The organism is Candidatus Binatia bacterium (genome assembly GCA_029248525.1).
In the GTDB taxonomy this organism is placed as follows: Bacteria; Desulfobacterota; Binatia; order UBA12015; family UBA12015; genus UBA12015.
This window is the reverse complement of the sequence record JAQWJE010000049.1, coordinates 283830-309179: the sequence shown is the minus strand read 5'-3', so window position 1 is coordinate 309179 and position 25350 is coordinate 283830. Positions and strand designations below refer to the sequence as shown.

The 25350-nt window shown below is 60.3% G+C and carries 23 protein-coding genes; 16 read left to right on the top strand and 7 right to left on the bottom strand.

The window, feature by feature from the left end:
• Positions 1-28: 28 nt before the first annotated feature.
• Complete coding sequence (locus tag P8K07_13935; protein ID MDG1959618.1) at positions 29-2233, bottom strand: hypothetical protein; 2205 nt, start codon at positions 2231-2233, stop codon at positions 29-31.
• Positions 2234-2410: 177 nt separating this feature from the next.
• On the opposite strand from P8K07_13935, the gene P8K07_13930 reads away from it, so the two are divergent.
• The 13 genes from P8K07_13930 (at position 2411) to P8K07_13870 (ending at position 17037) form a co-directional block, all read left to right on the top strand.
• A complete protein-coding gene (locus P8K07_13930; protein MDG1959617.1) occupies positions 2411-3406 on the top strand; it encodes an AAA family ATPase in 996 nt (331 codons plus the stop codon).
• Positions 3407-3423: 17 nt separating this feature from the next.
• Complete coding sequence (locus tag P8K07_13925) at positions 3424-4371, top strand: DUF58 domain-containing protein (protein MDG1959616.1); 948 nt, start codon at positions 3424-3426, stop codon at positions 4369-4371.
• Positions 4368-4844, top strand: a complete 477-nt coding sequence (locus tag P8K07_13920) for a DUF4381 domain-containing protein (GenBank protein MDG1959615.1) — start codon at positions 4368-4370, stop codon at positions 4842-4844. The genes P8K07_13925 and P8K07_13920 overlap by 4 nt, the downstream gene beginning before the upstream one ends.
• Positions 4841-5872 (top strand): VWA domain-containing protein, encoded by a 1032-nt coding sequence (locus tag P8K07_13915; protein MDG1959614.1) that lies wholly within the window; start codon positions 4841-4843, stop codon positions 5870-5872. The genes P8K07_13920 and P8K07_13915 overlap by 4 nt, the downstream gene beginning before the upstream one ends.
• Entirely contained in the window at positions 5863-7617 is a 1755-nt protein-coding gene (locus tag P8K07_13910; GenBank protein ID MDG1959613.1) for a VWA domain-containing protein, read from the top strand. Before P8K07_13915 ends, P8K07_13910 begins: the two co-directional genes overlap by 10 nt.
• Positions 7618-7619: 2 nt before the next feature.
• Positions 7620-9335 carry a BatD family protein gene (locus P8K07_13905; protein ID MDG1959612.1) on the top strand — a complete coding sequence of 572 codons (1716 nt, stop codon included), beginning with the start codon at positions 7620-7622 and terminating at the stop codon, positions 9333-9335.
• Positions 9336-9428: 93 nt separating this feature from the next.
• Positions 9429-10094, top strand: coding sequence for a MarC family protein (locus P8K07_13900; GenBank protein ID MDG1959611.1), 666 nt, complete (start codon positions 9429-9431; stop codon positions 10092-10094).
• Between the two features lie 68 nt (positions 10095-10162).
• Positions 10163-10945, top strand: a complete 783-nt coding sequence (locus P8K07_13895) for an enoyl-CoA hydratase/isomerase family protein (GenBank protein MDG1959610.1) — start codon at positions 10163-10165, stop codon at positions 10943-10945.
• A 14-nt stretch (positions 10946-10959) separates the two neighbouring features.
• Positions 10960-11835 (top strand): SDR family oxidoreductase, encoded by an 876-nt coding sequence (locus P8K07_13890; GenBank protein MDG1959609.1) that lies wholly within the window; start codon positions 10960-10962, stop codon positions 11833-11835.
• Positions 11836-11844: 9 nt separating this feature from the next.
• On the top strand, positions 11845-13401 hold the full coding sequence (locus tag P8K07_13885; protein MDG1959608.1) for a class I adenylate-forming enzyme family protein: 1557 nt from the start codon (positions 11845-11847) through the stop codon (positions 13399-13401).
• An 81-nt stretch (positions 13402-13482) separates the two neighbouring features.
• Positions 13483-14670 (top strand): acyl-CoA dehydrogenase family protein, encoded by a 1188-nt coding sequence (locus tag P8K07_13880; protein ID MDG1959607.1) that lies wholly within the window; start codon positions 13483-13485, stop codon positions 14668-14670.
• An 8-nt stretch (positions 14671-14678) separates the two neighbouring features.
• A complete protein-coding gene (locus P8K07_13875; GenBank protein MDG1959606.1) occupies positions 14679-15461 on the top strand; it encodes an SDR family oxidoreductase in 783 nt (260 codons plus the stop codon).
• A gap of 253 nt (positions 15462-15714) precedes the next feature.
• Positions 15715-17037: a PQQ-binding-like beta-propeller repeat protein gene (locus P8K07_13870; GenBank protein MDG1959605.1), complete on the top strand. Its 1323-nt coding sequence runs from the start codon at positions 15715-15717 to the stop codon at positions 17035-17037.
• Between the two features lie 36 nt (positions 17038-17073).
• On the opposite strand, the gene P8K07_13865 is transcribed toward P8K07_13870, so the two are convergent.
• On the bottom strand, positions 17074-17535 hold the full coding sequence (locus P8K07_13865; protein MDG1959604.1) for a MaoC family dehydratase: 462 nt from the start codon (positions 17533-17535) through the stop codon (positions 17074-17076).
• A gap of 2 nt (positions 17536-17537) precedes the next feature.
• On the bottom strand, positions 17538-18320 hold the full coding sequence (locus P8K07_13860) for an SDR family oxidoreductase (GenBank protein ID MDG1959603.1): 783 nt from the start codon (positions 18318-18320) through the stop codon (positions 17538-17540).
• 107 nt (positions 18321-18427) lie between these two features.
• Here P8K07_13860 and P8K07_13855 point away from each other — a divergent pair, with 107 nt between their 5' ends.
• Complete coding sequence (locus P8K07_13855) at positions 18428-19711, top strand: tryptophan 7-halogenase (GenBank protein ID MDG1959602.1); 1284 nt, start codon at positions 18428-18430, stop codon at positions 19709-19711.
• A 4-nt stretch (positions 19712-19715) separates the two neighbouring features.
• Here P8K07_13855 and P8K07_13850 read toward each other — a convergent pair whose 3' ends face one another.
• On the bottom strand, positions 19716-21056 hold the full coding sequence (locus P8K07_13850) for a class I adenylate-forming enzyme family protein (protein ID MDG1959601.1): 1341 nt from the start codon (positions 21054-21056) through the stop codon (positions 19716-19718).
• 77 nt (positions 21057-21133) lie between these two features.
• Between P8K07_13850 and P8K07_13845 the strand changes: the two genes are divergently transcribed.
• Both P8K07_13845 and P8K07_13840 read left to right on the top strand, forming a co-directional pair.
• Positions 21134-22021, top strand: coding sequence for a hypothetical protein (locus P8K07_13845; GenBank protein ID MDG1959600.1), 888 nt, complete (start codon positions 21134-21136; stop codon positions 22019-22021).
• Between the two features lie 40 nt (positions 22022-22061).
• Positions 22062-23345 (top strand): amidohydrolase family protein, encoded by a 1284-nt coding sequence (locus P8K07_13840; GenBank protein MDG1959599.1) that lies wholly within the window; start codon positions 22062-22064, stop codon positions 23343-23345.
• Here P8K07_13840 and P8K07_13835 read toward each other — a convergent pair.
• The 3 genes from P8K07_13835 to P8K07_13825 form a co-directional block, all read right to left on the bottom strand.
• The gene (locus tag P8K07_13835; GenBank protein ID MDG1959598.1) at positions 23342-23749 is read right to left on the bottom strand and encodes a PPOX class F420-dependent oxidoreductase; all 408 of its coding nucleotides are present in this window, start codon (positions 23747-23749) and stop codon (positions 23342-23344) included. The two genes, P8K07_13840 and P8K07_13835, sit on opposite strands and share 4 nt — an antisense overlap.
• Positions 23750-23818: 69 nt before the next feature.
• Complete coding sequence (locus P8K07_13830; GenBank protein MDG1959597.1) at positions 23819-24193, bottom strand: glutathione S-transferase N-terminal domain-containing protein; 375 nt, start codon at positions 24191-24193, stop codon at positions 23819-23821.
• Positions 24190-25347, bottom strand: coding sequence for an acyl-CoA/acyl-ACP dehydrogenase (locus P8K07_13825; GenBank protein MDG1959596.1), 1158 nt, complete (start codon positions 25345-25347; stop codon positions 24190-24192). The genes P8K07_13830 and P8K07_13825 overlap by 4 nt, the downstream gene beginning before the upstream one ends.
• Positions 25348-25350: the final 3 nt, after the last annotated feature.

The following is a 25350-nucleotide window of genomic DNA, read 5'->3' as shown; positions in this document are numbered from 1 at the left end:
TTCAACTTGCCATGCCAAATCGCCGCCGTCACGAGGGCAAAGGATCTCCGGAGGCCTTTGCCGTCGAAAAAGCTCGAAGCTCCACTTCATGACGGGAAACGGCCAGCGGTTCGTCCACCCCTTTTTGCACCAGTTGCACCTCGAGAGTCCAAAGACCTTCCGGGCCCGAAGCCGGTTGAACAACGACAGAACTCGCCACGGTCGCCCCCGCTGCAACATCCTGAATCAACCGGGAAAATGCAGGTCCCGGGTACGTGACATCGGTGCCGTCGGGTCGAAGCCAACGATAGCTCAGGCCGACGAGACCTCGATCGTGGACCGCGGAGGCAGGCCAATCGCAGGCACTTTGGTTGCGGAAAACTACCGGCAGGATCAACGGGACCGGCGCCATCGCGATGACCTCAGGCAGATTGACGGAATCAATTGCCGCAGGCCGACACTCTGTCGATAGCACCTCCCGGGAGAGCCCACCAAAAGTCAGAGGATCCTCCCCGGAAACTTGCCGCATGAGTTTTTCATACCAACCCGCGGGCGGGGACAATCCGACCGAAAAAATATCGGTATGATCAAGACGCGCGACCCGATGCAGACCTCTCGGCAAGGGGCGCCAGATCTGAGCTTCATAGGGGCGATAGGGCTTCTTCTCGTTGTCATGAATGACGAGGAAGTCGATGTCGACGACCTCCATCAACACCTCCCAGGCCCGCGGATCAGGTAACCTTCGCGTCAGAGAGTCGTAAAAATCTGCCAAAGCTGGTGGATGACCGGTCACACCATTGAGCAGTGGTTGCCAATGCAGGGTGCTCGCCATCATGTAGCGTGCATTCCGATAATTGCCGAGGATATCGTTCGGCGTCACGGATGCCGGCAACTCGAGGGTCCCCCCGGCGCGCGGTCGGTTTCGCAGGAGCTTGTAGGCTGGTCGCATCGAATCTGCGGAGAGTCCGGCAGCCGACACCGGGGCGGGTTGCGGCGCTCCCGCGAGCAAAAACGCGCCCAACCCGACGACCGGAACCACAAGGTGCATCCAACCGGCGGCGTGCGTGAGCAAGCGCTGCACCGCGAAGCCTGCCAGTGCAGCCAATCCTGCTGCGACCACCATGAAGAAGCGTCCCGGACCGCGGAGTTGAGCAAACCCGGGAATCCAGTCCTGCAGGATCGCGTAGGGCGTTGGCAGAGACCACGCCCCCCAGAGCTGCGGTGCAGGTCCGGTCGACAGCCACGCCGCACCCAGAATCATCCACCAGAGCGCCACTTCGACAGGCTCCAATCGGCGTCGTGCAGCAGTCCATCGCGAAGCCCCTCGCAGCAGGGCATCGACGCCCAGCAAGATCAGCAGAGGCCAACCCACCCGAAAGACGAACGGTGCGCCTGCATACCACCACCACTCGAAGGACCAGTCGCCCGATGCCGCCAGACTCCAGGCGTCGATCATGCCGCTATCCCGAGCTGCCAGGTAGGGAAATGCGACCGGCAAGGTCGCTGCCACGCCGATCAGACCCGCCAGCAGAAGGCCGAGAGCGGCTTGGATCCTCGCATCCGGCGTCTGGGCGAGCCGAACCACCACGTAGAGCGGGACCAGCAAGAACGTGAAATAGCCGAGATAGAGGCATGCGAGTGCCTGCAATGCCAAACCGAACGCAAGCACAACCAGCCCCGGCCAGCGGCGTTGCGCCAGCCAGAGATCCACGCCCAGCAGGGCCAGTGGGAGGTATTGAAAGCCAAGGTATTGGGGATGGGGAAGATTTTGCACGCGCCATGGAGCGAAAGTGAAAGCCGCTCCCGCCAGAAGTGCTGCCGAAAAACTGCGGGTATGAAAATAGACGAAAGCCCACATCGCGAGACCCGAAAGAGCGAAGCTCTCCAGCACCATTGCCTTGAAGACTGTGAGGGCCTGCCCCGAAAACATCCAGACGGGCGCCGTTACCGGCACATGAGCCAGCATATTCTCCGACCCGGCGATCGCATTATGACTCGGAAAAAATATATTGCCCCCAAAAATCAATTCGGGGAACTCGCTCACCGCCCGAGCAACCCAGGTGAGAATCCAGATGTTCAGATAGAGGTCGGTGTCCTCCATCAACCCCAGCGCCAGCGAACTATCCGGCAGCAGATCGTCGCCGAGAAACCAGGGGCGCAAAAGCCATGGCGTGGCAGCCGCAAAAACGATCAAGGCCAAAAGGCTCTTCAGACATAATCGTATCCGGCTGTCGGACGCTGCTGGCTGGGACATGTCCCGAACCTAGCGAAGCTGAAGCCGCGGACAAAACCCGGAGTCGGGACATTCGGCGACGGACATGAACAATTATTCATGATGCGGCAAGGCTCCGGCATGGTACTTTTCCCAGCGCCGTCGTCGAAGTCCGAACACAGCCAGTCAAGACGGCAGTTGCCACGAGAGGAAACGAGCATGAGTGAAAAGGTCCTGGACATCGACAGCAAAACCAGCGAGCCGTGGAGAGAAATCCGCGACCTGCGAACCCACCTGCAGGACCGCATCGTCGGGCAAAAGGTTCTCACGGACCGTTTGATCGAGGCCCTGATCGCCGATGGACACCTCCTGGTTGAAGGAGCTCCGGGATTGGCAAAAACCAAGGCAATCCGCGAACTATCCCGCGCCATCGATGCGGGCGACCATCGCATTCAATTCACTCCGGATCTGCTTCCCGCAGACCTGACGGGCACCGATGTCTACCGCCCCGAGGATGGGAGCTTCCGCTTCGAGCAAGGACCGCTCTTTCATAATCTGGTCCTCGCCGACGAGATCAACCGTGCCCCAGCCAAGGTCCAGAGTGCCCTGCTCGAAGCCATGGCCGAGCGGCAGGTCACCGTCGGACGAAAGACCTACCCACTTCCGGAATTATTTCTGGTGATGGCGACACAGAACCCTATCGAGCAGGAAGGGACCTATCCCTTGCCCGAAGCGCAACTCGACCGGTTCCTGATGTATGTGCAAATTGGCTACCCGGACGCCGATGCCGAGCGAAAGATCCTCTCGCTGGTGCGGGAGGAAGCCCGCGGAAACGACCAGCCCGCATTCGATCACGTCTCGCAAAAGACGATTTTCGCTGCGCGACGTGAAGCGCTCGACCTTTTCGTATCACCGGCCCTTGAAGAATATATGGTGCAGTTGGTTCTTGCGACGCGAAACCCGGGTGCCTACGACGCGGCTCTGGGACAAGCCGTACGATGCGGGGCGAGCCCCCGAGGCACGATTTCTCTCGATCGCTGCGCACGCGCGCATGCCTGGCTCGAAGGCGCCGAGTTTGTCACCCCCGACCATGTGCAAGCCGTCGCAAAAGATGTTCTGCGCCACCGCATCCTGCTCACATTTGAAGCAGAAGCAGACGGACAAACCACCGACGGGTTGCTCGACACCCTGATCCAGAAGGTTCCTCTCGCCTGAGACCCGGAAAGCTCACCGTGCAAAAGAATGATCTCACCGGCGTTCAGGCAACTCCCGCGGAGTTGTCGCGATTTCGCAACCAGCCCGGCAGCGGCACTGCCAAACCGTCGCTACGGGTTCGGAGTCGCCAGGCAGGCCCCTACGAATCCAGTTTTCGCGGTCGCGGCATGGAATTCGACGAAACCCGTCTCTACCAGGCGGGCGACGATATCCGAGCCATCGACTGGCGCGTCACCGCCCGCACGGGTCAGGTCCACACCAAACTTTTTGAAGAAGAGCGCGAACGACCCGTATATTTCCTGATCGACCAGAGATCCGATATGCGTTTCGGCACACGAGGCGCATTCAAATCAGTACAGGCAGCCCGCGCCACCGCTTCTCTCGCCTGGGCAGCCAAGGACGCCGGCGACCGCGTCGGCGGTCTGATTCTCGGGGTCAACGGAACCCGCGAGATTCGCCCCGCCAGGAGCGCTGCCCAACTACACGAGTTCCTGCGTCGCGTCGCTGACGCGACTGCAGAAGAAAATCTTGGCGGCAGTTTGTCCCTGCAAGATGGTCTCGAGCGGCTCGAGCGAATCATCTCCTCTGGCGCACTCGTATTTATTCTCAGCGACTTTCAGGATTTCGGTATCGGCGCAGAGAAGGCATTGGGGCGGCTCTCCATGCGAGCCGATCTTCGCTGCGTCCTGCTTCACGATCCGCTGGAAAGTCATTTACCCGATGCCGACGGACTCAAGGTCAGTGATGGAGAAAAGGTTCTGACGGTCGGCGGTCGCGACCACAGCCTGCGCGAGGCCTGGGCCGAACGTTTCGCAAAACGGAAGGACTACCTCGCACGGGTCTGTCGTAACCGTCGGATCGGCATATTTCTTTTGGGCACCAACGATGCCCCGCGAGATCTCATCGCACGAAAAAGAATCTTTCAGCACGCAGCACCCACGAGTGGGGGAAGGCTGCGACGATGAACGCGCCCGCGACAGACCCTCTCGCCAGCCTGCGCGACATCCACTTGCCGGCCCCGATCTCCTCCTGGATTCCGGCGCCCGGATGGTGGATTCTCGCCCTTCTAGCCGTCGCCGCCTGCCTGTTGGTCGTTTACGTTCGACGGCAACGGCAACGCAGCGCGCAGCGAATGGCCCTGCGCGAACTTGATCAGTTGGTAGCGGACGCTTCGGGACTGCAAGAGCTCGCCACCGGGTTTTCGGAACTCTTGCGACGAGCGGCCATCCTGCGCTTCGGCGCAAGCGATGTCGCGAGCCTGCACGGACAAGCCTGGGAACAATTCCTGCGAGCGCACGGCGAAAACTCGCCGGAACCTGTTTTCGCCCTGCTCGCAGAGGCTCCCTATGCACCGCAAGCAGACCCCGTCGCATCAAACGACGCAACTCGAGAGCAGCTGATTACCGCCACACGCAGGTGGATTCGGAGGAATCTATGATCGAATTCAACTGGCCATGGATCTTCCTCTTGCTCCCCTTGCCATTTCTCGTGCGTCGTTTTCTTTCCCCCGCGCCGTTGACGCGGACGGGATCGCTTCGGGTGCCCTTCTTCGATGACCTTGCCGAAACGCGCACTCTTTCCGGCCGAGTGCGAGGGGCCAATTTGGTGCTTCTGCTCGCCGCCAGCCTGGCCTGGATTCTTCTGGTGACGGCGGCGGCAAGGCCTGTCCATGTGGGTGCGCCGCGGAGCCTCCCGGCTGCCGGTCGTGACCTCATGCTGGCCATCGATCTTTCCGGCAGCATGGCCCGCGAAGATTTCACCATGGGAGGACGTCGGGCGGACCGCTTGACCGTCGTCAAACATGTCGCGGAAGACTTTCTGACGCGGAGAAAAGGCGATCGGGTCGGGCTCGTCCTCTTCGGAACGCGCGCCTACCTGCAGGCGCCCCTTACGTTTGACCGTAAAACCGTCAGCGAATTTCTCGCCGAAGCGGAGGTCGGCTTGCCCGGCCAGGAAACCGCAATCGGAGATGCTTTGGGCACATCGATCCTGCGACTCAGAGAAAGACCGGAGGATAGTCGTGTGCTGATCCTCCTCACCGACGGCGCCAACAATGCCGGTGCCCTCGATCCACGGGAAGCGGCCGCTCTGGCTGCCGCCGAAGGGATTCGAGTTCATACGATCGGCGTAGGCGCCGACACCGGCTCCCGTCAGGGTCTCTTTGGCCGACGAATCGTCAACCCATCAGCGGACCTCGACGAGCAACTTCTGCAAGACATCGCGGATGCGACTGGCGGCGAATATTTTCGCGCGCGCAATGCCGAAGCTCTCGCTCAGGTCTACCGGGAGATTGATCGCATTGAACCGACCGACGGGGATCCCCGCACCACCCGCCCCCGCAAGGATCTTTTCGCCTGGCCGCTCGGACTGACCATGGTGCTGAGTTTCGGGATCGCCGCCACCCGGCCAGGCATGTTCTCATCGACAGGATCTGCTGCCGAGACGGAGGACCAGACATGGACCTGATTCCGGAGAGCTTCCACTTCCTTCGCCCCCTCTGGCTTGGGGCGATTCTGCCCGCGGCCCTTTTGGTCGGGCTGGCCTTCCGCCGCGAAAAAAACGGCAGTTCCTGGCGAGCTTTGGTTGATGCGCACCTCCTCAAACATCTGGTCATCGATGGAGGGCATGGACGTCATCGGTGGCCCTTATATCTGGCCGCAATCACATGGCTGGCTACTGCCGTGGCGCTCGCCGGACCCACTTGGGACAAGATCTCGATCCCCGGAGAAATTGGTCGCAACCCCACAGTGATCGCACTTGATATGTCCGGCTCCATGGACCGGACCGACCTCAGCCCGTCTCGGCTGGCACGCGCTCGTTATGAGATCTTTGACCTTCTCGCCGCCAATGCAGACCAGCAAAACGGTCTCATCGTCTACGCCGAGGAGCCATTCGTCGCCGTTCCGCTCACCGAGGATATTCAAGTCATTGAAGAGATGGTGCCTCTATTGGCAACCGACCTGATGCCCGGAGCGAGCAGCCGTCCGGACCGGGCGATTGCTGCAGCCGCTGACCTTCTGGCCCAGACCGAGACCGGCACGGGCCGCATCATCCTGCTCTCGGATCGCGGCGAAGCAAAGCCGGCCGAATTGCGGGCCGCAGAACGGGCACGCGACCAGGGTTTTCGGGTTTCGGCGATCGGCTTTGGAGAAGAGGATGGTGGCTTACGCGCCATTGCCGCGGCCGGTGGCGGATCGTTCGTCCAAACACGGGTCGACAGCCAGGATATCGATACGGTCCTGGTCGACCCGGTGACCTACGGGTTTGGCGAACAGGACACGCAACTGACTCTCGAGGTCTGGAACGATGCAGGAATCTGGTTGGTTTTCGTACCCCTGCTTTTTGCCCCACTCGCCTTCCGACGCGGGTGGCTGATTGCTCTCCTGCTTGGAATCTCCCTCGCGGCACCTGACCGTGCCGAAGCATCGCTCTGGGACGACCTATGGGCGAGCCGAGACGAACAGGGGGCCGTCGCATTCGAGGAGGAGCGAAAAGCGCAAGCCGCCGAACTCTTTGACGCTGCTGATTGGCGAGCGGCATCTCTTTATGGCGCCGGCGATTTCGAGGCAGCCGCCGAGGGCTATGCGGCACTCGAAGGCGACGAGAACCTCTATAATCGTGCCAATGCTCTTGCGCGCCAGGGGGATTTGGAGACGGCTCTGGCCACCTACGAAGACGTTCTCGCCAGCCAACCCGAACACGAGGATGCAACATTTAATCGAGATCTTGTGAAGAGTATTCTCGAGGAGCAACAGCAGGAGCAGGAGCAGGAATCCGAAGGGCAGGAAGACGGAGAACCCAAGGATGAAGAAGGCTCCGGGCAGGAGGGCGAACCGCAGGAAGGTTCGGAAGGCGAGAATGCCGACTCGCAGCAGAACGGTGAAAGCGGTGAACAGCCCTCGGAGGGCTCCCCCGCCGAAGGCGAGGACGAACCACAGGATGGATCCGAGGATAGTGTCGAGGAAGCCGCCCGTGAAGAAGAGGACCTTGGCGACGAGGTCGACAAGGCACTCGCCGAAGCGGAACCCGAACCTGCCCAGCAAGGAAGCATGCGGGAACAACAGATGGCCCGCATGAACGAAGAGATCACCGAAGAAGCGCAGGCCCGTGAACAGAAACTACGCCAAATTCCGCAGGACCCGGCCGGCCTCCTTCGTGCCAAGATCAGACGCCGCTACGCAGAACGGCGCTATGCCACGGAGGGATACTAGTCATGACCCTTGATCGAAAATCTCTGGCGATGGCACTCCTTACCGCGATTCTTGCCTTTGCCTCTCCAGCAGACGCCGCACTTCAGGCCAATGTTGACCGTCAGGAGGTTCTGCCTGGCGAAACGATCACGCTCACCATCCGGCAGGATGATCTTTCCTCGGCGCGAGAGCCCGATTTTCGAGTTCTGGAAAAGGATTTTCAGGTGCTCGATGTCCGGCGGAGCCAGCAAGTTCAGATTATCAATGGCGACCGCAGCGAGAGCATGGACTGGGTCGTCGTTCTTTTGCCCAATGACGCGGGCGTATCCGCGATTCCCTCCCTGCGAGTCGGTGCCGAGACCACCGCCCCGATTGCGATCAGGATGGTCGCGCTCCCTCAGGGTGAAACCGACTCCCGGCCGGAGCTTTTTGTCGAAGCCGAAATCGAGACCGCTGAGGGTTTTGTCGGCGCCGAGGTTCTTTATACCGTCCGGGTCTACGATCAGGGGAAGATGCAGAGCGGAACGCTGCGCCCTCCGGAAGTCCCCGGCGCAGAAATAGAATCCTCCGGCGATAGCACCTCCAGCGAAGTCATCCTTGATGGCCAGCGCTACAATCTCCACGAGCAGCAGTTCCGGATTACTCCCGAGGAACCGGGTACGCTGCAGATCGCACCGGCGATCCTCGAAGCACGCATGCAACCGAAACCCGGGGCCAACCGCCGGCGCACCAGAGGCTTTTTCAACGATTTCTTCGATCGTGCCAGCCTGAGTGGCCCGCTGCGCCGTGTCGCCTCCAATCCGATCACATTCGAGGTTCGTGCTCGACCGGATTCGACCGAGGGTTGGTTTCTGCCGGCCAAACTTGTTCAGCTGGGTGAAGTCTGGAGTGCCGAAAGTGGCGACCTTCGCCTGGGTGACGCGCTGACGCGCACGGTAACGCTGCGCGTTCTCGGCGCCACTTCCGAGCAGCTCCCCGCCTTCGTCATTCCGGGCCCGACCGGAGCACGTCAATATGCGGAAGGGACCCGGCAGGGAACACGCCCCACAGCCGATGGAACGATCTCGGTCCGTGAAGAGAGCGTCTCCATTGTACCCACCGCCGCCGGCACCCTGGAATTTCCGGCGGTGGAAATAAAATGGTTCGATATCGATGCGGAGGAAGCCAAGGTCGCACGGCTGCCCGCCCGAAGCTTCGAAATTCTGCCACCGATCGGTCAGGCCGGCGTTCCATCCGCTCCGGCCGAAGCAATGGCGAAAGCTCCAATCCCACCGAACAATCCGCTGCCGAAAACAACGGCTCTCGCACTACCCGGGAGAACTGCGGCCATGGCGATCGCCTTGATGCTTGGGGGGATAGGCCTGGTGACCCTGGTCCTCCTGCGATTGCGTCAACGTCGGCAATCCGGGATCCGATCCCCCAGGCTTCTGCGGCGAGATGTTCTGTCGGCCTGTCGAATATCCGACGCGCAAGGAGCAAGAACCGCCTTCCTGAAGTGGGCGGAGGCGGTTATGCCGCGGACAGGTTGCAACAGCCTGATCGAGATCGGGAAAGGACTCGGGGACGAGCCCCTTTCAGCCGCCCTGCGCGAGCTGAACCAATCACTCTATGGTCAGGATGCTGAGCCCTGGTCGGGAAAGGCCATGGCCGCAGCTTTTCGATCAGTCGCCCGAACAAAAAGTGCCGGGCGGCCCGAAAGTGGTTCGGCACCGCTTCCCTCCTTGTATCCGAGTTCCTGAGTTTCCGGGGCCCTGGGACTCCCGGACAGCACAGCGGCTCGGAGAATTCCGACCTGACTGGCACTTGAGGCGAGACTCGGGCATATTTTCGCCATGAGCACAGCTGCCTTCATGAAAGCCTTCCTCGGACTCTTTGCGATGATCAACCCGATTGGCAATGCCGGAATCTTCATCGGCATTACCGGCGACGTACCCACCAGCTTCAAACTTCGGGCAGCGCTGAAGACCAGCATGGCTGTTCTGATCATTCTCGAGTTGTCGATTTTTGGCGGCATGGCTCTTCTCGAAGTCTTCGGGATTTCCATTCCCGCGTTTCAGGCCGCAGGTGGCCTGATCGTCCTCGGCATCGGTATGAGCATGATGAGCGGTGGCGGCAACAGCAGCCATGAAACCGAAGGCGCCAAAAAAGCCATCCAATCGGTCAAGGACAAGGAAGAAACTGTCAACGACAAGCTCATCGTACCTCTCGCCATGCCCATGTTGGGCGGCCCGGGTGCCATCACCACTGTGGTCACGGTCGCGGCCGCCTTCCCGACCATGGAAGGCAAGATCGGCGCCGCAGCCGGAACCGCGGCCATGGTCTTCCTGCTCGGGCTCTCGTTTGCTCTCAGCGGATTCCTCAGCCGCTATATGAGCGAGCACGCGCAAGAGATCATCATGCGCTTCATGGGCCTGATTCTGGTCGCGATCGGGATGGACATGATGCTTGGCGGAATCGAGGCCTCGGTGATCAAGGCCGGCGTCTTCCGCAGTTCGTGATTCGCCGCCCACCGAAAACACCACGAATACGATTGCCCGCGTAGTCGAGGTACGGTTAATTGCCGTCCATGGGAGCAGCGAAGATTCTTCTCGAGATCGATGGTGGTATTGCCACCATCACCAACAATAATGCCGGCAAGCATAATGCTTTCGATGACGCGATGGATGCGGAACTTTTCGCCGCCTTGCGAGAGATCCGGGACAATCCCGAACTCCGCGTCGTTCTCTGGAAGGGCGACGGAAAAAGCTGGTCTTCGGGCCGCGATACCGGTGCTCTGAAAGATCGGAAATTCGACCTCCCTCATCACGGCCTCATGGACCGAGGCCAAAAGGGCAGCCTGCAACTTCTGGAACTCGATATCCCGATCATCTGCGCCCTGCACGGATGGGTGATGGGCGGATCGTTCCAGCGCGCCCTGCTCTGCGACATTCGCATTGCTGCGCCGGACACTCGTTTTCGACTGCCCGAATTGACCTATGGCGTCGTCCCGGATCTCGGTGGACCCGCGCGTCTCTTCCAGATGTGCGGACACGGCATTGCCAGCGACATGATCCTCACCGGGCGTGTGATGGAAGCAGAAGAAGCTCTCCGCCACGGCGTCATCTCGCGGATCGTCAGCCCCGAAACACTTGAGGAAACCGCACAGGAAATGGCAGAGGCCATCGTGAAGAGCCCACAACTTTCGGTGAAACTCGCACGACGGATCCTGAAACGTCTGGGCGATGCCGAAACGATCGCCTCGATCGGTGATGAGAACCTGACCCAATCGGTAATCAATGCTTCCCATGACTTTGCCGAGTGGCGAGCGGCTTATCAGGAAAAGCGCAAACCCGGCTATAAAAACGCCTGAAGGAAAAGACCCCCATGCAAGGACTTCCCAAAGCACCCGCCATCGGCTCGCAAGCGCTCGCCTCGGATTCTTATGCCGGCAAAACGGTTCTCGTGACAGGCGGTGGAACCGGGCTCGGCAAGGCCATCGCTCAGGAATTCGCCCGATGCGGCGCCCGAATCGCCATCATGAGCCGCAAGCCCGACCACCTCGCCGCCGGAAAGGAAGCGATTGAAGCGCTTGGCGGGGAGGTTCTCGTCACAGCCTGCGATATTCGTGATCCCGAATCGATCGCCACGGCCTTCGATGAGATCTCGGAAGCACTCGGCCTGCCTGATGTCCTGATCAATAACGCGGCCGCGAACTTTCCGGTTCCTGCTGAGGATATGAGTCCCAATGCCTGGCGCACCGTCGTGGATATCACTCTCAATGGCACCTACTTCTGTGCGAGAGAATTTGGCAGGCGCCACCTCGCAGCCGAGACACCGGGTTCGATCATCAACGTCGGCGCCTCCTATGCCTGGACAGGCGGGCCGGGGTTCGCACACTCCGCTGCAGCCAAGGCGGGCGTGAAAAATATGGTCGAGACTCTCGCGGTGGAATGGGGCCCTTACGGGATTCAGGTAAACGGACTGGTGCCCGGGCTCTTCCCGCATGAAGATATGACTGCCGATATTCAGGGGAACCTGAAACGCACGAATGACAAGGATCCATGCCAACCGGCGCTGCGAGTGGGCCAACCCCGCGAACTGGGCTGGGCCGCCACATTTCTCGCCTCCCCCTGGGGCCAGTTCATCTCGGGGCATACGCTGGTCGTCGATGGCGCGAATTGGCAACGCCGAGCCATGACCAACCCACCTGTCGTGTCCATCCGTGAACAAATGGGCAAAGGGCCTTTCGGAGAGAGCTGAAAGGCCCGCGTGGAACGAACTCTCGCGGGCCTGATCGAACGACACGTTCGGCAGCGACCCGAGGCCATCGCCTTCAGAGGCGAGCATGAAGACCTGAGTTGGGCATCCTACGAGGAGCGCGCCAATCGCCTCGCCCGTCATTTGCTCGGCCGTGGGCTCGAAGCTGGCGAGAGGGTCGCGGTGCTTCTTCCCGATGGGATTGGCGTCCATATCGCCTATCTGGCTTGCGAAAAGGCAGGTCTGATCGTTGTGGGTATCGGCCCGAGAGCCGGCGCCGAGGAGTTCCTTCATCTGATGGAGAAGTCGGGAGCGTGCGCTCTGCTCGCGCCACCCCGGCACCGAGAACTAGAGCTGCGCGAACTCTGCGAGACCCTGGCCGGGCGCCAACATCCCCTGCGTGTCGTGGTGCCGGTGGAGCAGGCTCTCGAATCCGGCGACCCCATCTGGGAAGAAATCCCCGCCGATTCGTCACTCCCTGCAATGCGCGCTCTTGGCGCGGACGAAACTTTCCTCCTCAACTCCACCTCCGGCACTACCGGCTTGCCCAAATGTGTGGCCCACCATCAAGCTCGCTGGTTTGCCTTCCATGAACCCGCCGTGCGGAATGGAGACCTGAGCCGCTCGGATATATTCTGCAGCGCTCTGCCCAGCCCTTTTGGATTCGGGCTATGGACAGCCCATTTCACACCCACCATCCTCGGTGCCACGTGCATTGTCCCGGAAGATTTTGATGCAGCCAAAATTCTCGCCACCATCGAGCGAGAACGCGTCACAATCCTTGCTGCTGTCAGTACGCAATTCATCCTCATGCTCGAACATCCCGATTTCGATTCCTTCGACCTTTCCTCGTTGCGGATTCTCTTCACCGGGGGCGAAGCCGTACCCTACACTCGTGCCGCCAGCTTTGAGGAACGCACCGGTGCCAAGGTCCTGCAATTCTATGGATCCAACGAGGCCGGAGCCTTGTCCGGGACCTCGATTCACGACACGCAGGAAAAGCGACTCCGCACCGCGGGACGCCCTCTCCCGGAAATGCAGGTGCGGTTATTTGATGCCGAAGGAAACGACACCACCTCGGATCGAAAAGGACAGCCTGGGTGCAAGGGGCCTCAATGCAGTCATGGCTATTGGCGAGATCCCGCCGCGAACGCCCAGCTCTTCCGCAAGGACGGCTGGATGTTGACCGGGGATATCGCGTCGATCGACGAGGATGGTTATCTCTCGGTCGTTGGGCGGACCGCCGACCTGATCATTCGCGGCGGGAAAAATATCAGCGGCCCTGCCGTCGAGGCCGCCTGCCTCACCCTTTCCTCGATTCGCCTCGCCGCCGCTGTCGCGATTCCGGATCCGATCTTCGGCGAAAGAGTCTGCCTCTATGTGGAGTTACACCAAGGTGCCTCTCTGGACTTACCGGAGCTGACCACTCATCTCGCGCGGCAGGGCACCACCAAAGAGTGCTGGCCGGAGGTCTTGATCACCAACCACCCCCTGCCTATTTCCTCCGGAGGAAAGGTCGCCAAAAACGAACTTCGTCGGGATGCAGCCGCACGGGCAGGGGACACCTGATCCCCATGCTTGCAGCCTGCCGCAGGCGTGCCTTAATACAAGAAGGACGACGCCTGCCGCAGACAGGACGGGGTTATTTATATGGATCTTGATTTCAGCAAAGAAGACGAAGAATTTCGCGGCCAATTCCGCTCATGGATTGACCAGGAGCTCTCCGGCGAGTTCCGAGCCGTCCGCGGTCGCGGCGGGCCCGGCGACGAACATTCCCTGTTTGAGGAACGCTGCGCCTGGGAGCGCCACCTCGGAAAGTCCGGTTGGACCTGCGCTGCCTGGCCCAAAGAGCTCGGAGGGCGAGGCCTCTCCTTCAGCCAGCAAGTCATCTACTTCGAAGAATATGCGCGTGCGGGTGGCCCGGGGCGGGTCAATCACGTCGGAGAAACTCTTCTCGGCCCCACGCTGATGATGTTCGGCACCGACGCTCAGCGGAAGGAATTTCTTCCGGGGATTATTTCCGGAGAGCAACTCTGGTGTCAGGGCTATTCCGAGCCCAACGCCGGCAGCGATCTCGCCAACGTCCAGACCCGCGCGCGCCTCGACGGCGATCAATGGATCATCGATGGCCAGAAAGTGTGGACCTCCGGTGGGGCCTTCGCAGACTGGTGCTTTGTGATGTGTCGCACCGAACCTGATGCAAAAAATCATGCGGCCCTTTCCTGCTTGCTGGTGCCCATGCGCCAGGAGGGTGTCGAGGTGAGACCCATCGTACAGATGACCGGCACCTCGGAATTTTGCGAAGTCTTTTTCGACGGCGCACGCACCGAAGCCCGACATATCGTTGGCGATGCCGGCGATGGCTGGCGCGTCGCCATGGGGACTCTGGCAATCGAACGCGGTGCTTCGACCCTCGGTCAACAAGCACACTTCGAAAACGAACTTGCGCATATCATGGAGATCGCGCGAGAAAATGGAAAAGCCGACGACCCGGTGATGCGGCAGCGACTGGCCGATGCCTGGATCGGGCTACGCGTCATGCGCGCCAACGCACTACGCTGCCTGAGCGCTGACGAGAATGCAGCGCCTTCCCCCGAGGCGATGATTACCAAGATCTACTGGGCTACCTGGCATCGAGATCTCGGCAAACTAGCGATGGATATCCTCGGCCCCGACGCCGAACTCGCCGAAGGTGCTCCTTACGAGCTCTCGATGCTGCAGCAAATGTATCTCTTCACGCGCTCCGATACGATTTACGCTGGCACCAATCAGATCCAACGCAATATCATTAGCGAGCGAGCGCTCGGACTGCCGCGCGAACCGCGGCCCGCGAAATAGAGGACCCCATGCCAAACCAGCCACCTGATTACGTTCCCGGACACGGGCTCTTGCGAGAAAAGAAGGTGGTCGTCACTGCAGCCGCAGGCACCGGCATCGGCTACGCCACGGCCAAACGCTGCGCTGAAGAAGGGGCTCGGGTCCTGATTTCGGATATTCACGAACGACGCCTCGCCGAGGCCGCCGAACGACTCGAAGCGGAAACCGGGCAAAGGCCTGCCACCGCCATCTGCAATGTCACGCAGGAAGAAGACGTTGAAGCACTCCTGAACGCAGCCACGTCCGAGCTCGGAGAGATCGATATCCTCGTCAACAATGCAGGTATGGGCGGAAATGCAGCTGTCGTCGAAATGACCGACGAGCAATGGAACCTCGTCATGGACGTGACGCTGAACGGGACTTTCCGTATGACTCGCGCCGCGATGCGACACATGATGCCGCGCGGCCAGGGCGTCATCGTCAACAACGCTTCCGTACTCGGCTGGCGAGCCCAGAAGCTGCAAGCGCATTACGCCGCCGCGAAAGCGGGTGTGATGGCGCTGACGCGCTGCGCGGCGCTCGAAGCGGCCGAGGCCAATGTGCGGATCAACTGTGTGGCTCCGAGCATCGCCATGCACGCTTTCTTGTCGAAGGTAACGCCCGATGGCCTCCTCGAAGAGTTGACCTCGAAAGAGGCCTTCGGCCGCGCCGCCGAGGTTTGGGAAGTCGCCAACGTCATCGTCTTTCTCGCCAGCGACTATTCGTCTTATATGACGGGCGAAACTATCTCGGTTTCCTCGCAACGGGCCTGACGATCAGACACCCTTCCCGAACCCCCAACACATCAACATGCGACCCGAATTTCCTGAAAAACGAGGTATTCATGGGACATCCTATGGCACTTGCGTTGAAATAGGCCCGCAACGGCGAATCTTGCCCAAAAAAGACGTTGACCGGACCCTTTCCCAACCGTCATGAATAGAGGGTCGAGAGCCAACTCTCGCAGAATCAAGCCAGCCCCTCGATCGCAGGTCTGGTGCAAACACTTTCGGAGACCGAACCACCATGAAAAAAAGTAATTACCTGCCGGCAATCGGCGCTTTCGCCCTTTTCGTCGGGTTCTCTCTGGTTTCTGGTTCAGCCACCATCGCGGAGGCATCAGGCGGCCTTGCGACCGGTGCCTGGCCGACGGTGCATCACGATATACAAAATACTTCCCGCTCAGATGATCTGAACGGTCCGCTGGGACCGAACCCGCAGGTTGTCTGGCAATATCGAAACGCCTTTGGCCGCACAGGTGTGACGATCGGCGAGGACCAGGATGGCAATGTCGGTGTGTATAGCGGCGACGGACGACAGCCGATCACCCGCCTCGACCCGACCTCCGGTGCCGTCGTGTGGAATTCCAGCCCCGGGTATTTTGAAGGGCAAGCGGATAAATCCACACCGACCCTCGGGGCCAATGGCCGCGCATATATGGGTGAACGCGGCAATAATATGATCGTCGCCGACATGCTCACCGGCGACGTCGTTCTGAAGAAAAAAATCAAACATGACGGAGATGTTCGGACATCGCCACTGATCCTCAGCGATGGATGCATCATCTATTGCAGCGGCGCTCTTGGTAACGGTTGGTGCAAATCACTGAAACCGGACGCCGAGGATACGCCGGAAGATCCCTACTACTGGTCGACCGCCCTGCGGGGATCGATTCTGAATGTCGCGCCCGCAGCCAGTATCGATGAGACAGTGACCTATATCAGCCTCGACCGTCAAAAAGTCGTGGCCATCAACTCCGAGACCAAAGCCGAGTTGTGGCGGGTCACACCGAGTAGACGTGGTCGGGGCGGCTCGGTCGCCGATCACTCCCCTGTGGTCGGCCCGGACGATACCGTTTACTTTGGGTCCCGTGACGGCATCTTTGCCCTCGATCCGGCGACCGGAAAAACCATGTGGAAATGGTCGACTCAGGGTCGGGAATCGATTGGATCGAACCCGGCTCTTGGTGCCGATGGCCGTCTCTATGTTGGCGTGTCGGGCAAACCGTCCTTCGTCGTCGCCATCTCACCCCCGACCACTTGCCTCGAAGCGGATTGGCCGTGCGAAGGAGAGACCAGCTGGCGCTACAACATGCAGGATCGAGGCACGTTCACCAATAACGGAGGCGCTATCGATGCTGAAGGACGCTTCTACGTGACCTACCGCAAGCAGTTGATGGCGTTTGATGCTGACGGCACCGACCACGATACGAATGCGACTACGCCGGATCAGGGGCAATTGATCTGGAATATGGAGTTCCCCCGCAACTTCAAAAACCCGGTCTCGATCGGAGCCGAGAACGTTCTCTACGTGGTCAACGGCAAAACGGTTTTCAAAGTCGCTGACTAAGCCCCTGACCAATGACGTACCGGTCTGATCATGGGATCAGGCCGGTACAAATCGGCTGATCGTATCCACAACACAACCGGGTCTCTCGGAGCCATCTACCGCGATCGATACGCGCACGGTGGCCTGAATAGCGCCCCCTTTGACCTCCTCGACGTGAGCCAACGTACCGTGACCGCGCACCCGGGATCCGACGGGGACCGCCGCGGGAAAACGAACTTTCTCGCAGCCATAGTTCACGCCCATCGAGATACCCTGAACCTCGATCATCTGCGGCAGGAAGAAGTTGACCAGCGATAGCGTCAGGTAACCGTGCGCGATCGTGCCGCCAAAGGGTCCATCCTTGGCGCGCTCCGGGTCGACGTGAATCCACTGGTGGTCGCCAGTCGCTTCCGCGAAAAGATCGACGCGAGCCTGATCGATCAAAAGCCAATCCGTCGGCCCCAGTTCTTCGCCAATGCAGGTCAACATTTCCGCGGGTGTCTTGAAAATTCTCGCCATGATTAATTCTCCTGCTTGTCGTGGGTCACGCTGTAGAATGAGGGCCACTCGCCGCCACCGTGAATGAGAAGATCCGTCCCTGTGACGTAGGATGCCATCGGGGAGGCCAGGTAGGCGCACGCCTGCCCAATCTCCCCTGGGGAGGCAAGCCTGCCCAGGGGGACTGTATCCTCCACCCGTGCGAGGAGTTTGCCCGTTCCAAAATGCTGCTCTGCCTGCTCGGTCAGAACCATGCCCGCAGAAACCGTATTCACTCGCACTTTGGGCGCCCACTCGACTGCGGTGGATTGAGTCCAACTGATCAGCCCTGCCTTGGCGGCCCCATAGGCGGCTGTCCCGGGCGAAGGCCGGTGTCCGCTCACGCTGGTGATGCTGACGATCGACCCGCCATCGGCCTGGTCCTGCATCACCCGGTTGACCATCTGCGAGAGATGCATCGGGGCGAGCATATTGAGGTGGACAATTTTTTCGTGAAATCGCGGCGAAGCACTGGCCGCTTCGGCCTCGGGTGCTCCCCCCGCATTGTTGATGAGAATATCCAACCGGCCGTGGTGCGCGACTACCTGATCGACGAGTTTCTGCTGCTGCTCAAGATCGCGCAAGTCTGTCGGTATGAATTCGGCCACGCGGCCTGCGACTTCCGGCGTTTCCTCCGGGGCGTTTCGGCCACAGATCACGACATTTGCACCGGCCGACAGGAAGGTTTCGGTGATACCCCGGCCAACGCCCTTGCCACCGCCCGTCACCAGCGCGACTTGTCCGGAAAAATCGAGAGATAAAGACATACAGGGGATCTAGCGTTTTCTCGTTCGATAAGCATTTGCAACCAAAAATGGACATTTGCCCCTCCGGCCTCTTGCCAGAGGCACCTTCCTCGACCAACAATACAGGTGTGAGCACTGCGGAGAACGTACTCGACGCCATCGTCGTCGGCGGGGGACCTGCGGGTGCTACGGCCGCCAACAAGTTGGCCCGCACCGGGGCGAGCGTCCTGGTGTGCGAGAAAGCCACCTTCCCGAGATTTCACGTTGGCGAATCACTTCTCCCGACCAATGTGCCGCTCCTGCAAGAACTCGGCGTCGAAGAGGAGATCCGCGCGGCCGGAAGTGTCACCAAACACGGCGCCGAGGTCATCTCTGCCGATGGCGAGGCGCGGACGGCAATCTACTTCCGCCAGGCGATGTGCCCTCTGCCCGAAACCACGTTTCAGGTTGAGCGAGCCAAATTCGACAATATATTGCTGCGAGCTGCCGACAAGGCGGGAGCCGAGGTTCGCGAAGGAACTTTGGTCAAATCCTGCGTGAGGGAAAAAGACCACTGGAAGGTCGTCCTTGAAGACGATTCCGGCACCACCGAAAAGATTTGTAAATGGATCATCGACGGCAGCGGCCGTGACACCTTTCTCGCTAATCAGAATCGATCCAAGGAAATGCTCGCGCAGCACAAGCGAGTCAGCTTCTTTGCCCACTTCGATCACGTCTGGCGAGCTGAGGGGGATGCTCAGGGCAACACTGTTCTGGTCCGGACGGCCGATGGTTGGTTCTGGCTGATTCCGGTCAGCGCCACCAGAACCAGCGTCGGCGTGGTTCTGCCGGCCTCGGAAGTCCGCCGATCCGGCTTGCGACCCGAAGCACTGCTCGAGCAAGCGATCGAACGCGCGCCTGAAATGGCTCGCAGAATGCAGTCAGCCGTGCGTGCGACCGAAGTTCAGGGCACCAGCGATTTCTCCTACCGCACAGGAGATATGACCGGACCAGGCTTCATCACGGCTGGCGACGCTTACTCCTTTCTGGACCCGATCTTCTCGACGGGCGTGTGGCTGGCGATGCGCGGTGGTGCCGGGGCCGCCGAGACCGTCGCAAAATGCCTCCGGCGTCCTGCACGAACGGATCGCTATCTCCGAAGGTTCTCGAAGCGTGAAGAGCGAGTGCAACGACATTTCCGACGACTCATTCAATACTTCTACGACCCGGGCTTTACCGATGTCTTTCTCCGTCCGGTCAATGCCTTCGGACTTCGCCGCGCGGTGGGCACCTATGTTTCGGGCGCACTGCCGCAGCGACTCGGGCCGCGCCTGCGACTCGAGATCGTCCTGACCGTCGCCAGACTCCAACCTCGGCTCGGACTGGTCCCCCGCGTCATCCTGCCGCAGACCCTGGCACCATCAACGCCTTGACGGCTCAAAGGAGTCGTCGGTCCAACTTGCCCCGCGCATTTCGCGGCAGAGCTTTTCGGAACTCTATGCGTCGCGGGACCTTCCACGCAGGAAGCCTCCCGGCGCAAAACTCCTGAATCGCGCGTGCGTTCGGGTCCGCCGCGACCACAATCGCCCGAAGAGATTCGCTCGCGGTCTCACGGTCTGCGGCCATGACAACGACATCCTCGACTCCAGCGACCTCACGAATCACCGACTCAATTTCCGCCGGGTAGACCTTCCGAGCACCAACGTTGATCATATCGGTCACCCGCCCCAACAGGATCAACCGACCTGCCTCATCGATGCGACCGATATCCGATGTCAAAAAACTACCCGTAGATAACTCGTGCGATGGCTCGGGAACGTAGCTATCGCCGACCGATGGGGAATGTACGCGCACACGTCCGACCCCCGAGGGACCAGCTTCGTCAAGCGTCACGCGTACACCTTCAAGCGGTGTCCCCACCGACCCCTCGGGGAACTCTGTCGCACCCTCACGATCGAAAGTGATCCCCCCGCATTCGGTCGATCCATAAAAAGTCCGCGGCGTGACGCCGAACCGCTGCGCGTACATCGCCCGGGTTCGCGGCGGCAAGGGTGCCCCGGCCGAGACCACCAGACGCAACGAGGATAGATCACTGGCTTCGACTCCCCGGGATCGGGAAAGCACATCGAGGAGGAAGGGAATCGACGGCCATACTGTAGGCTGGTGCTCCCGCACAACCCGACAGAGCCTGTTCGGGGTGAGATCTCTCGCCGCCACAATCGGAACACCCAGAAGCGAGAGCATCAGCAGCCCGTTGTCAAAACCATAGGAATGGCTGAGCGGCAGAGTCAGGAGCGTTCGATCTGCGCCACAGATCTGCATGGTCTCGGCAATCTGTTCAGCCCCCTTATACAGAGCACCGAGGCTTAGGCGAACACCGCGGGGAGCCCCGCTGGAACCCGACGTCAACTTGATCAGACCGGGTCCGAGCGCTGCAGATCGTGTACCCTCTCGAGGCCAAACCCCCTCGGCATTGATCAGGACTGCTGCCTTCAGCGAGCCACATAGGCTCTCGGCGACAGCGTCGTCGGCTTCTCCGTCAACCGGCAGAACCGAGCAACCCTGATGCCACGCGGCCAGAACATTGGCGACGAATTCCGGACCGTTTCGCAAATGAATCGCTACGAGCCCGCCCGCGTAGGGCCGCAAATCGCGACTCGCACCCTCGACCAGCCGCGACAGCTCCTCCCGCGACCAGATTCGACCACCATCGGTGTCGATATAGGCCGGATGCGCCCCGTCCCGAAGCGCCCAGCGATCGAAGGATTCCCAAAACACCCACTCCTTTTAAACATTTCGGGCCGCCGGCTCCATTAAATGGAACTCGAGGGGACTTTTCCGCTAAGAAAAGAGGCGTGAAGCTGTTGCCCATCACCCAACGAAAGATCGCTGCGCCCGAACCACCTCCCTGGGCGAGGGAAGTTGCAGGTTACGAGGCTGATGAGCTGGGAAACGCGGCCGATCTGCAGATTTCCGAGCATAACGGCATGCGCTTGATCAGCGTCGCCCTGCGCGGCTGTCGAGAATTTGCGTCCGAAGACCTTCGCCGCGAAGTCCGAGAGGGGTACCACCGGATCTTTCGAGAATTGCAGGGTTTTCACCCCATGCGTTTCTGGAATTTCATTCCCGATATTGCTCGCGTCGAAGCCGCAGAACTCGATCGCTACATGGTCTTCAACGCTGCACGACATAATGCCTTTCTCGACCTTTACGGGACCGAGGAGGCGCTGGGCCGCAACCTGCGCACAGCGACCGCGATCGGGCACGACGAACCGGATTTGTTCATTCACTGCCTCGCCGGAGAATTCCCCTGTGAAGCTGTCGAGAACCCTCGCCAGATTCCCGCCTGGCGTTATTCCAACGCTTACGGCCCGAAGCCGCCGAGCTTTTCCCGTGCCAGCATCGCTCGTCTGGGACGCGACGAGGAACCGCAACTCCTGATCGGGGGAACAGCAAGCATTCGCGGCGAGGCCTCCCGCCACCTTGAAGATCTGGCCAAGCAGATTCAGGAAACCATCCGCAATCTCAGCGAATTGATTGCGAATGCGGCTGGCGATAGCGCGAACCCACTCACGCGCCTGACATCTCTTCGAGTGTATCGATCGACAACGATCGGTGAGCGCCGGATGGAGTCTTCGCTACGCCCCTTTCTGCCCCCTGACCTCCCGATCGAACACCGCCTCGCGACTCTATGCCGAACCGAGCTTCTGGTAGAAGTCGAAGGTACCGCGCGGCTGGACTGAGCCACCCCTGCGACAGTCAAACTTGACGACGAGGATTCTCATGATTTCCGCTGCCAGTCACTCAAATCATCCCTACCTGCTGATCACCGCGGACAGCCATGCCGGTGCTGCTCCCGAACTCTACGGCCCCTTTCTGGAAAAGAAATGGCAATCCGAGTACCAGGATTGGCTCAAGCAGGCAGAGCAGGTCGCGCAATTGATGCGCGAGGTGATGGGAGACCGGAGCATCGGCGTAGATGGTGACCCCGACGAGGTCGGCTGGCGCAACTGGGATAGCTCCAAGCGACTCACCGAATGCGAGCGCGAAGGCGTCGTTGGCGAAGTCGTCTTTCCCAATACGTCTCCACCTTTCGCACCATCGATGCTGAGCGAGTTTGGCGAAGCTGAACTGGGCGCGGACTACCAGCGTCGATGGGCCGGGATTCGAGCCCATAACCGCTGGCTGGCAGATTTCTGCGCAGAGGCTCCTGATCGTCGAGCGGGCATTGCGCAGATCTTTCTGCCCTTTGTCGAGGAATCGGTAAAGGAAATCCGTTGGGCCCATGCCCATGGATTGCGCGGTGGAATCCTCCTGCCAGGAGCGCCTCCGGGGTCGGGAATCGAGCCACTCTACGCGCCTTGCTACGAGCCGATCTGGGCCACCTGCGCGGAACTCGGCATGCCGATCAACCATCACTCAGGTGGCTCCACACCAGAGTTTGGTAACTACTTGCCCCAATCGTTGGCGATGTTCATTCTCGAAGTCCAGTGGTGGGCCTATCGCTCGATCTGGCATCTGATGTTTTCGGGCGTATTCGAACGCCATCCCGACCTTCGCTTCGTTCTCACCGAGACCGGTCTCGAATGGGTACCGCCCGTGCTCGAACAACTGGATGCATTCTATCATCGCATGAAAACGAACACGCAATGCTCCGAGCATATCTTCGGCGGTCCTACGGTGGCGAACCTCTCGCTTACGCCGTCGGAATACTTCGAACGTCAGATCTGGATCGGTGCCAGCTTTCTTTCTCCGGCTCATTGTCCGCTCCGCGAGAAGGTCGGTGTCCACAAGATCATGTGGGGATCGGACTACCCCCATGTCGAAGGCTCGCACCCCTGGACACGAGAACACCTGCGCCTCACCTTCCACGACGTGCCCGAAGCGGAGATTCGTTCCATGCTCGGCCAGAACGCGGCTTCCGTTTATGGGTTCGACCTCGACAAGCTGGCGGCTCTGGCCGAACGCGTGGGTCCAACGCCCGGTGAAATCGCAAAACCGATCACCGCCTCCGAAGTCCCCATCGAAGCTCAGAAGTGCCCGGCCTTCGCCTCGCTTGCGCCCTAAGCCGAATCCTCGCCTGCGAGTTCAATGACGATGGCCACACCGCTGCTACCAACACTGCTGCCCAGCAGCTTCGCCAAAGCCCCGAAAGCCTCGATCAGACGAACCTGCCAACCATATTTAGCGTGAATTGCTGAACGAACCGCTTGCTCATCTGCCGGTTTTGCGACTGCTGCCTCGCCGGTCAGCAAGGGAGCATCCGGAAGCACGTTGCCGCTGCGATCGCAGGGGCGCAACTCCACACGGGCCGTCTGGCGAATCCGCCGTACTTTCCAGGAAGCTCCGCCGGTCGTAAATCCGACTCGACCATCGGCCAAAGCGGCAATCCAGACGGGTGCCGGCTTCGGGCGGCCGTCCCGTGTAAACGTGGTGAGTTGGACGTAAGCTTCTTCCCCGACCGATGACATCCCGTTTCTTAGCGCACAACTTCGCTGGAGGCACCCCGGCAGGTCTCGGCTCGGGTCTCGGTTCAAGCCTCAGACGGCAAAGCGAGATTCCAGATACTCGTTGATCGCCTTGGATTCGTAGAGCCAGCGGACGCCATCAGCCTCTTCGATGCGGAGGCAAGGGACTTTCGGCGATCCGCCTTCCCGCAGCAGTTCTTCGCGCCATTCCTCATTGCGTTTCGTGTCTCGTGTCTCGATTGGCAGCGCCAGCCTTTTCATTCCGCGTCGCACGCGAACACAGAAGGGGCAGGCCAGAAACTGGTATAATTTCAGAGTCTGGGTCGCGGCGTCGACCTCCGCCTGGGCCTCTGGGGCACGAACCAGCGCCTTCGGAGCAAAAACCGCGTCGAGCAAAAGGAGGATCGGGCCGACAATCGCCCGGATGATTCGCATGATCCATTTCATGATGATTTTTGCCTGCCAATTCCGATGCGCTGAGCCACTTGCTCCCGGTGCCAGACCGGGTCGCCAAGAAACGTCTCGGTCGACTTCGCTCGTTTAAAGTAGAGATGACAATCATACTCCCATGTGAAGCCTACGCCACCATGGACCTGAATGGCATCCGCCGCGCAGGCAAAAAAAGCCTCCGAGCAATACGCCTTGGCCATCGATGCCAACTCGGGCAGTTCGTCACTGCCGGTGGCCGCAGCCGCAGCCGCATAATAGACCGCCGAACGTGCCGACTCGACGGCAACACACATATCTGCGCATTTGTGCTTCACCGCCTGAAAGGAACCGATTGGTCGGCCGAACTGAACTCGTTCCTTCGCGTAGGCCACTGTCTGGTCGAGAATCGCCTGAGCGCCCCCGATTTGTTCGGCCGCCAAAGCGATCGCTGCCAGATCCAGAATATGAGAAAGCGCATCCCAGCCCGCATCCGGGGCATCCAGAAGATTCTCTGCCGGCACGCGGGCCGAGGAAAAACGGATCTCCCCCTGACGGCGCGTCTGATCGACCGTGGGCAGGGTGCGGGCGGAAACGCCCTCGGTTCCAGCCGGCACCAGTACCAGGCGAATCCCGTCGGCTCCGGACGTACCGGGGTCTCTCGCTGCCACGACAAAGAGGTCGGCGCCCCCGCCATCCGGCACATACGTCTTGACCCCATCCAGAATCAGATGCCCTCCGTCCCGGCGGGCCGTCAATTGAATCCCGTCTGGATCGTAACGGCCGGAAGACTCGGTCAAGGCGAGTGTCGCAAGGGTCTCGCCGCTGGCAAGCGCCGGGAGCCATCGCGACTTCTGATCTTCATTCCCCGTAAACTGGATCGCTTGCCCTGCCAGGACGATGCTGGAGAAGAACGGGGAACAGAGTAATCGCCCACCCATCTCCTCGAGCAAGGCTACCAAATCGACCTGAGTGAGCCCGAAGCCCCCATACTCCTCGGCAAAAAGAAGGGCAGGCCACCCCATCTCTCCCGAGATCTTGGCCCATACCTCGGTCGAAAATCCCGCCTCGGTCACCATCGCCTCGCGCACGCGCTCCGACGAAGAGTGTTCGGCAAGGAAAGCCTTGGCCGAGCGGCGTAATTCTTCCTGATCTTCGTTAAAATTAAGATTCATTCT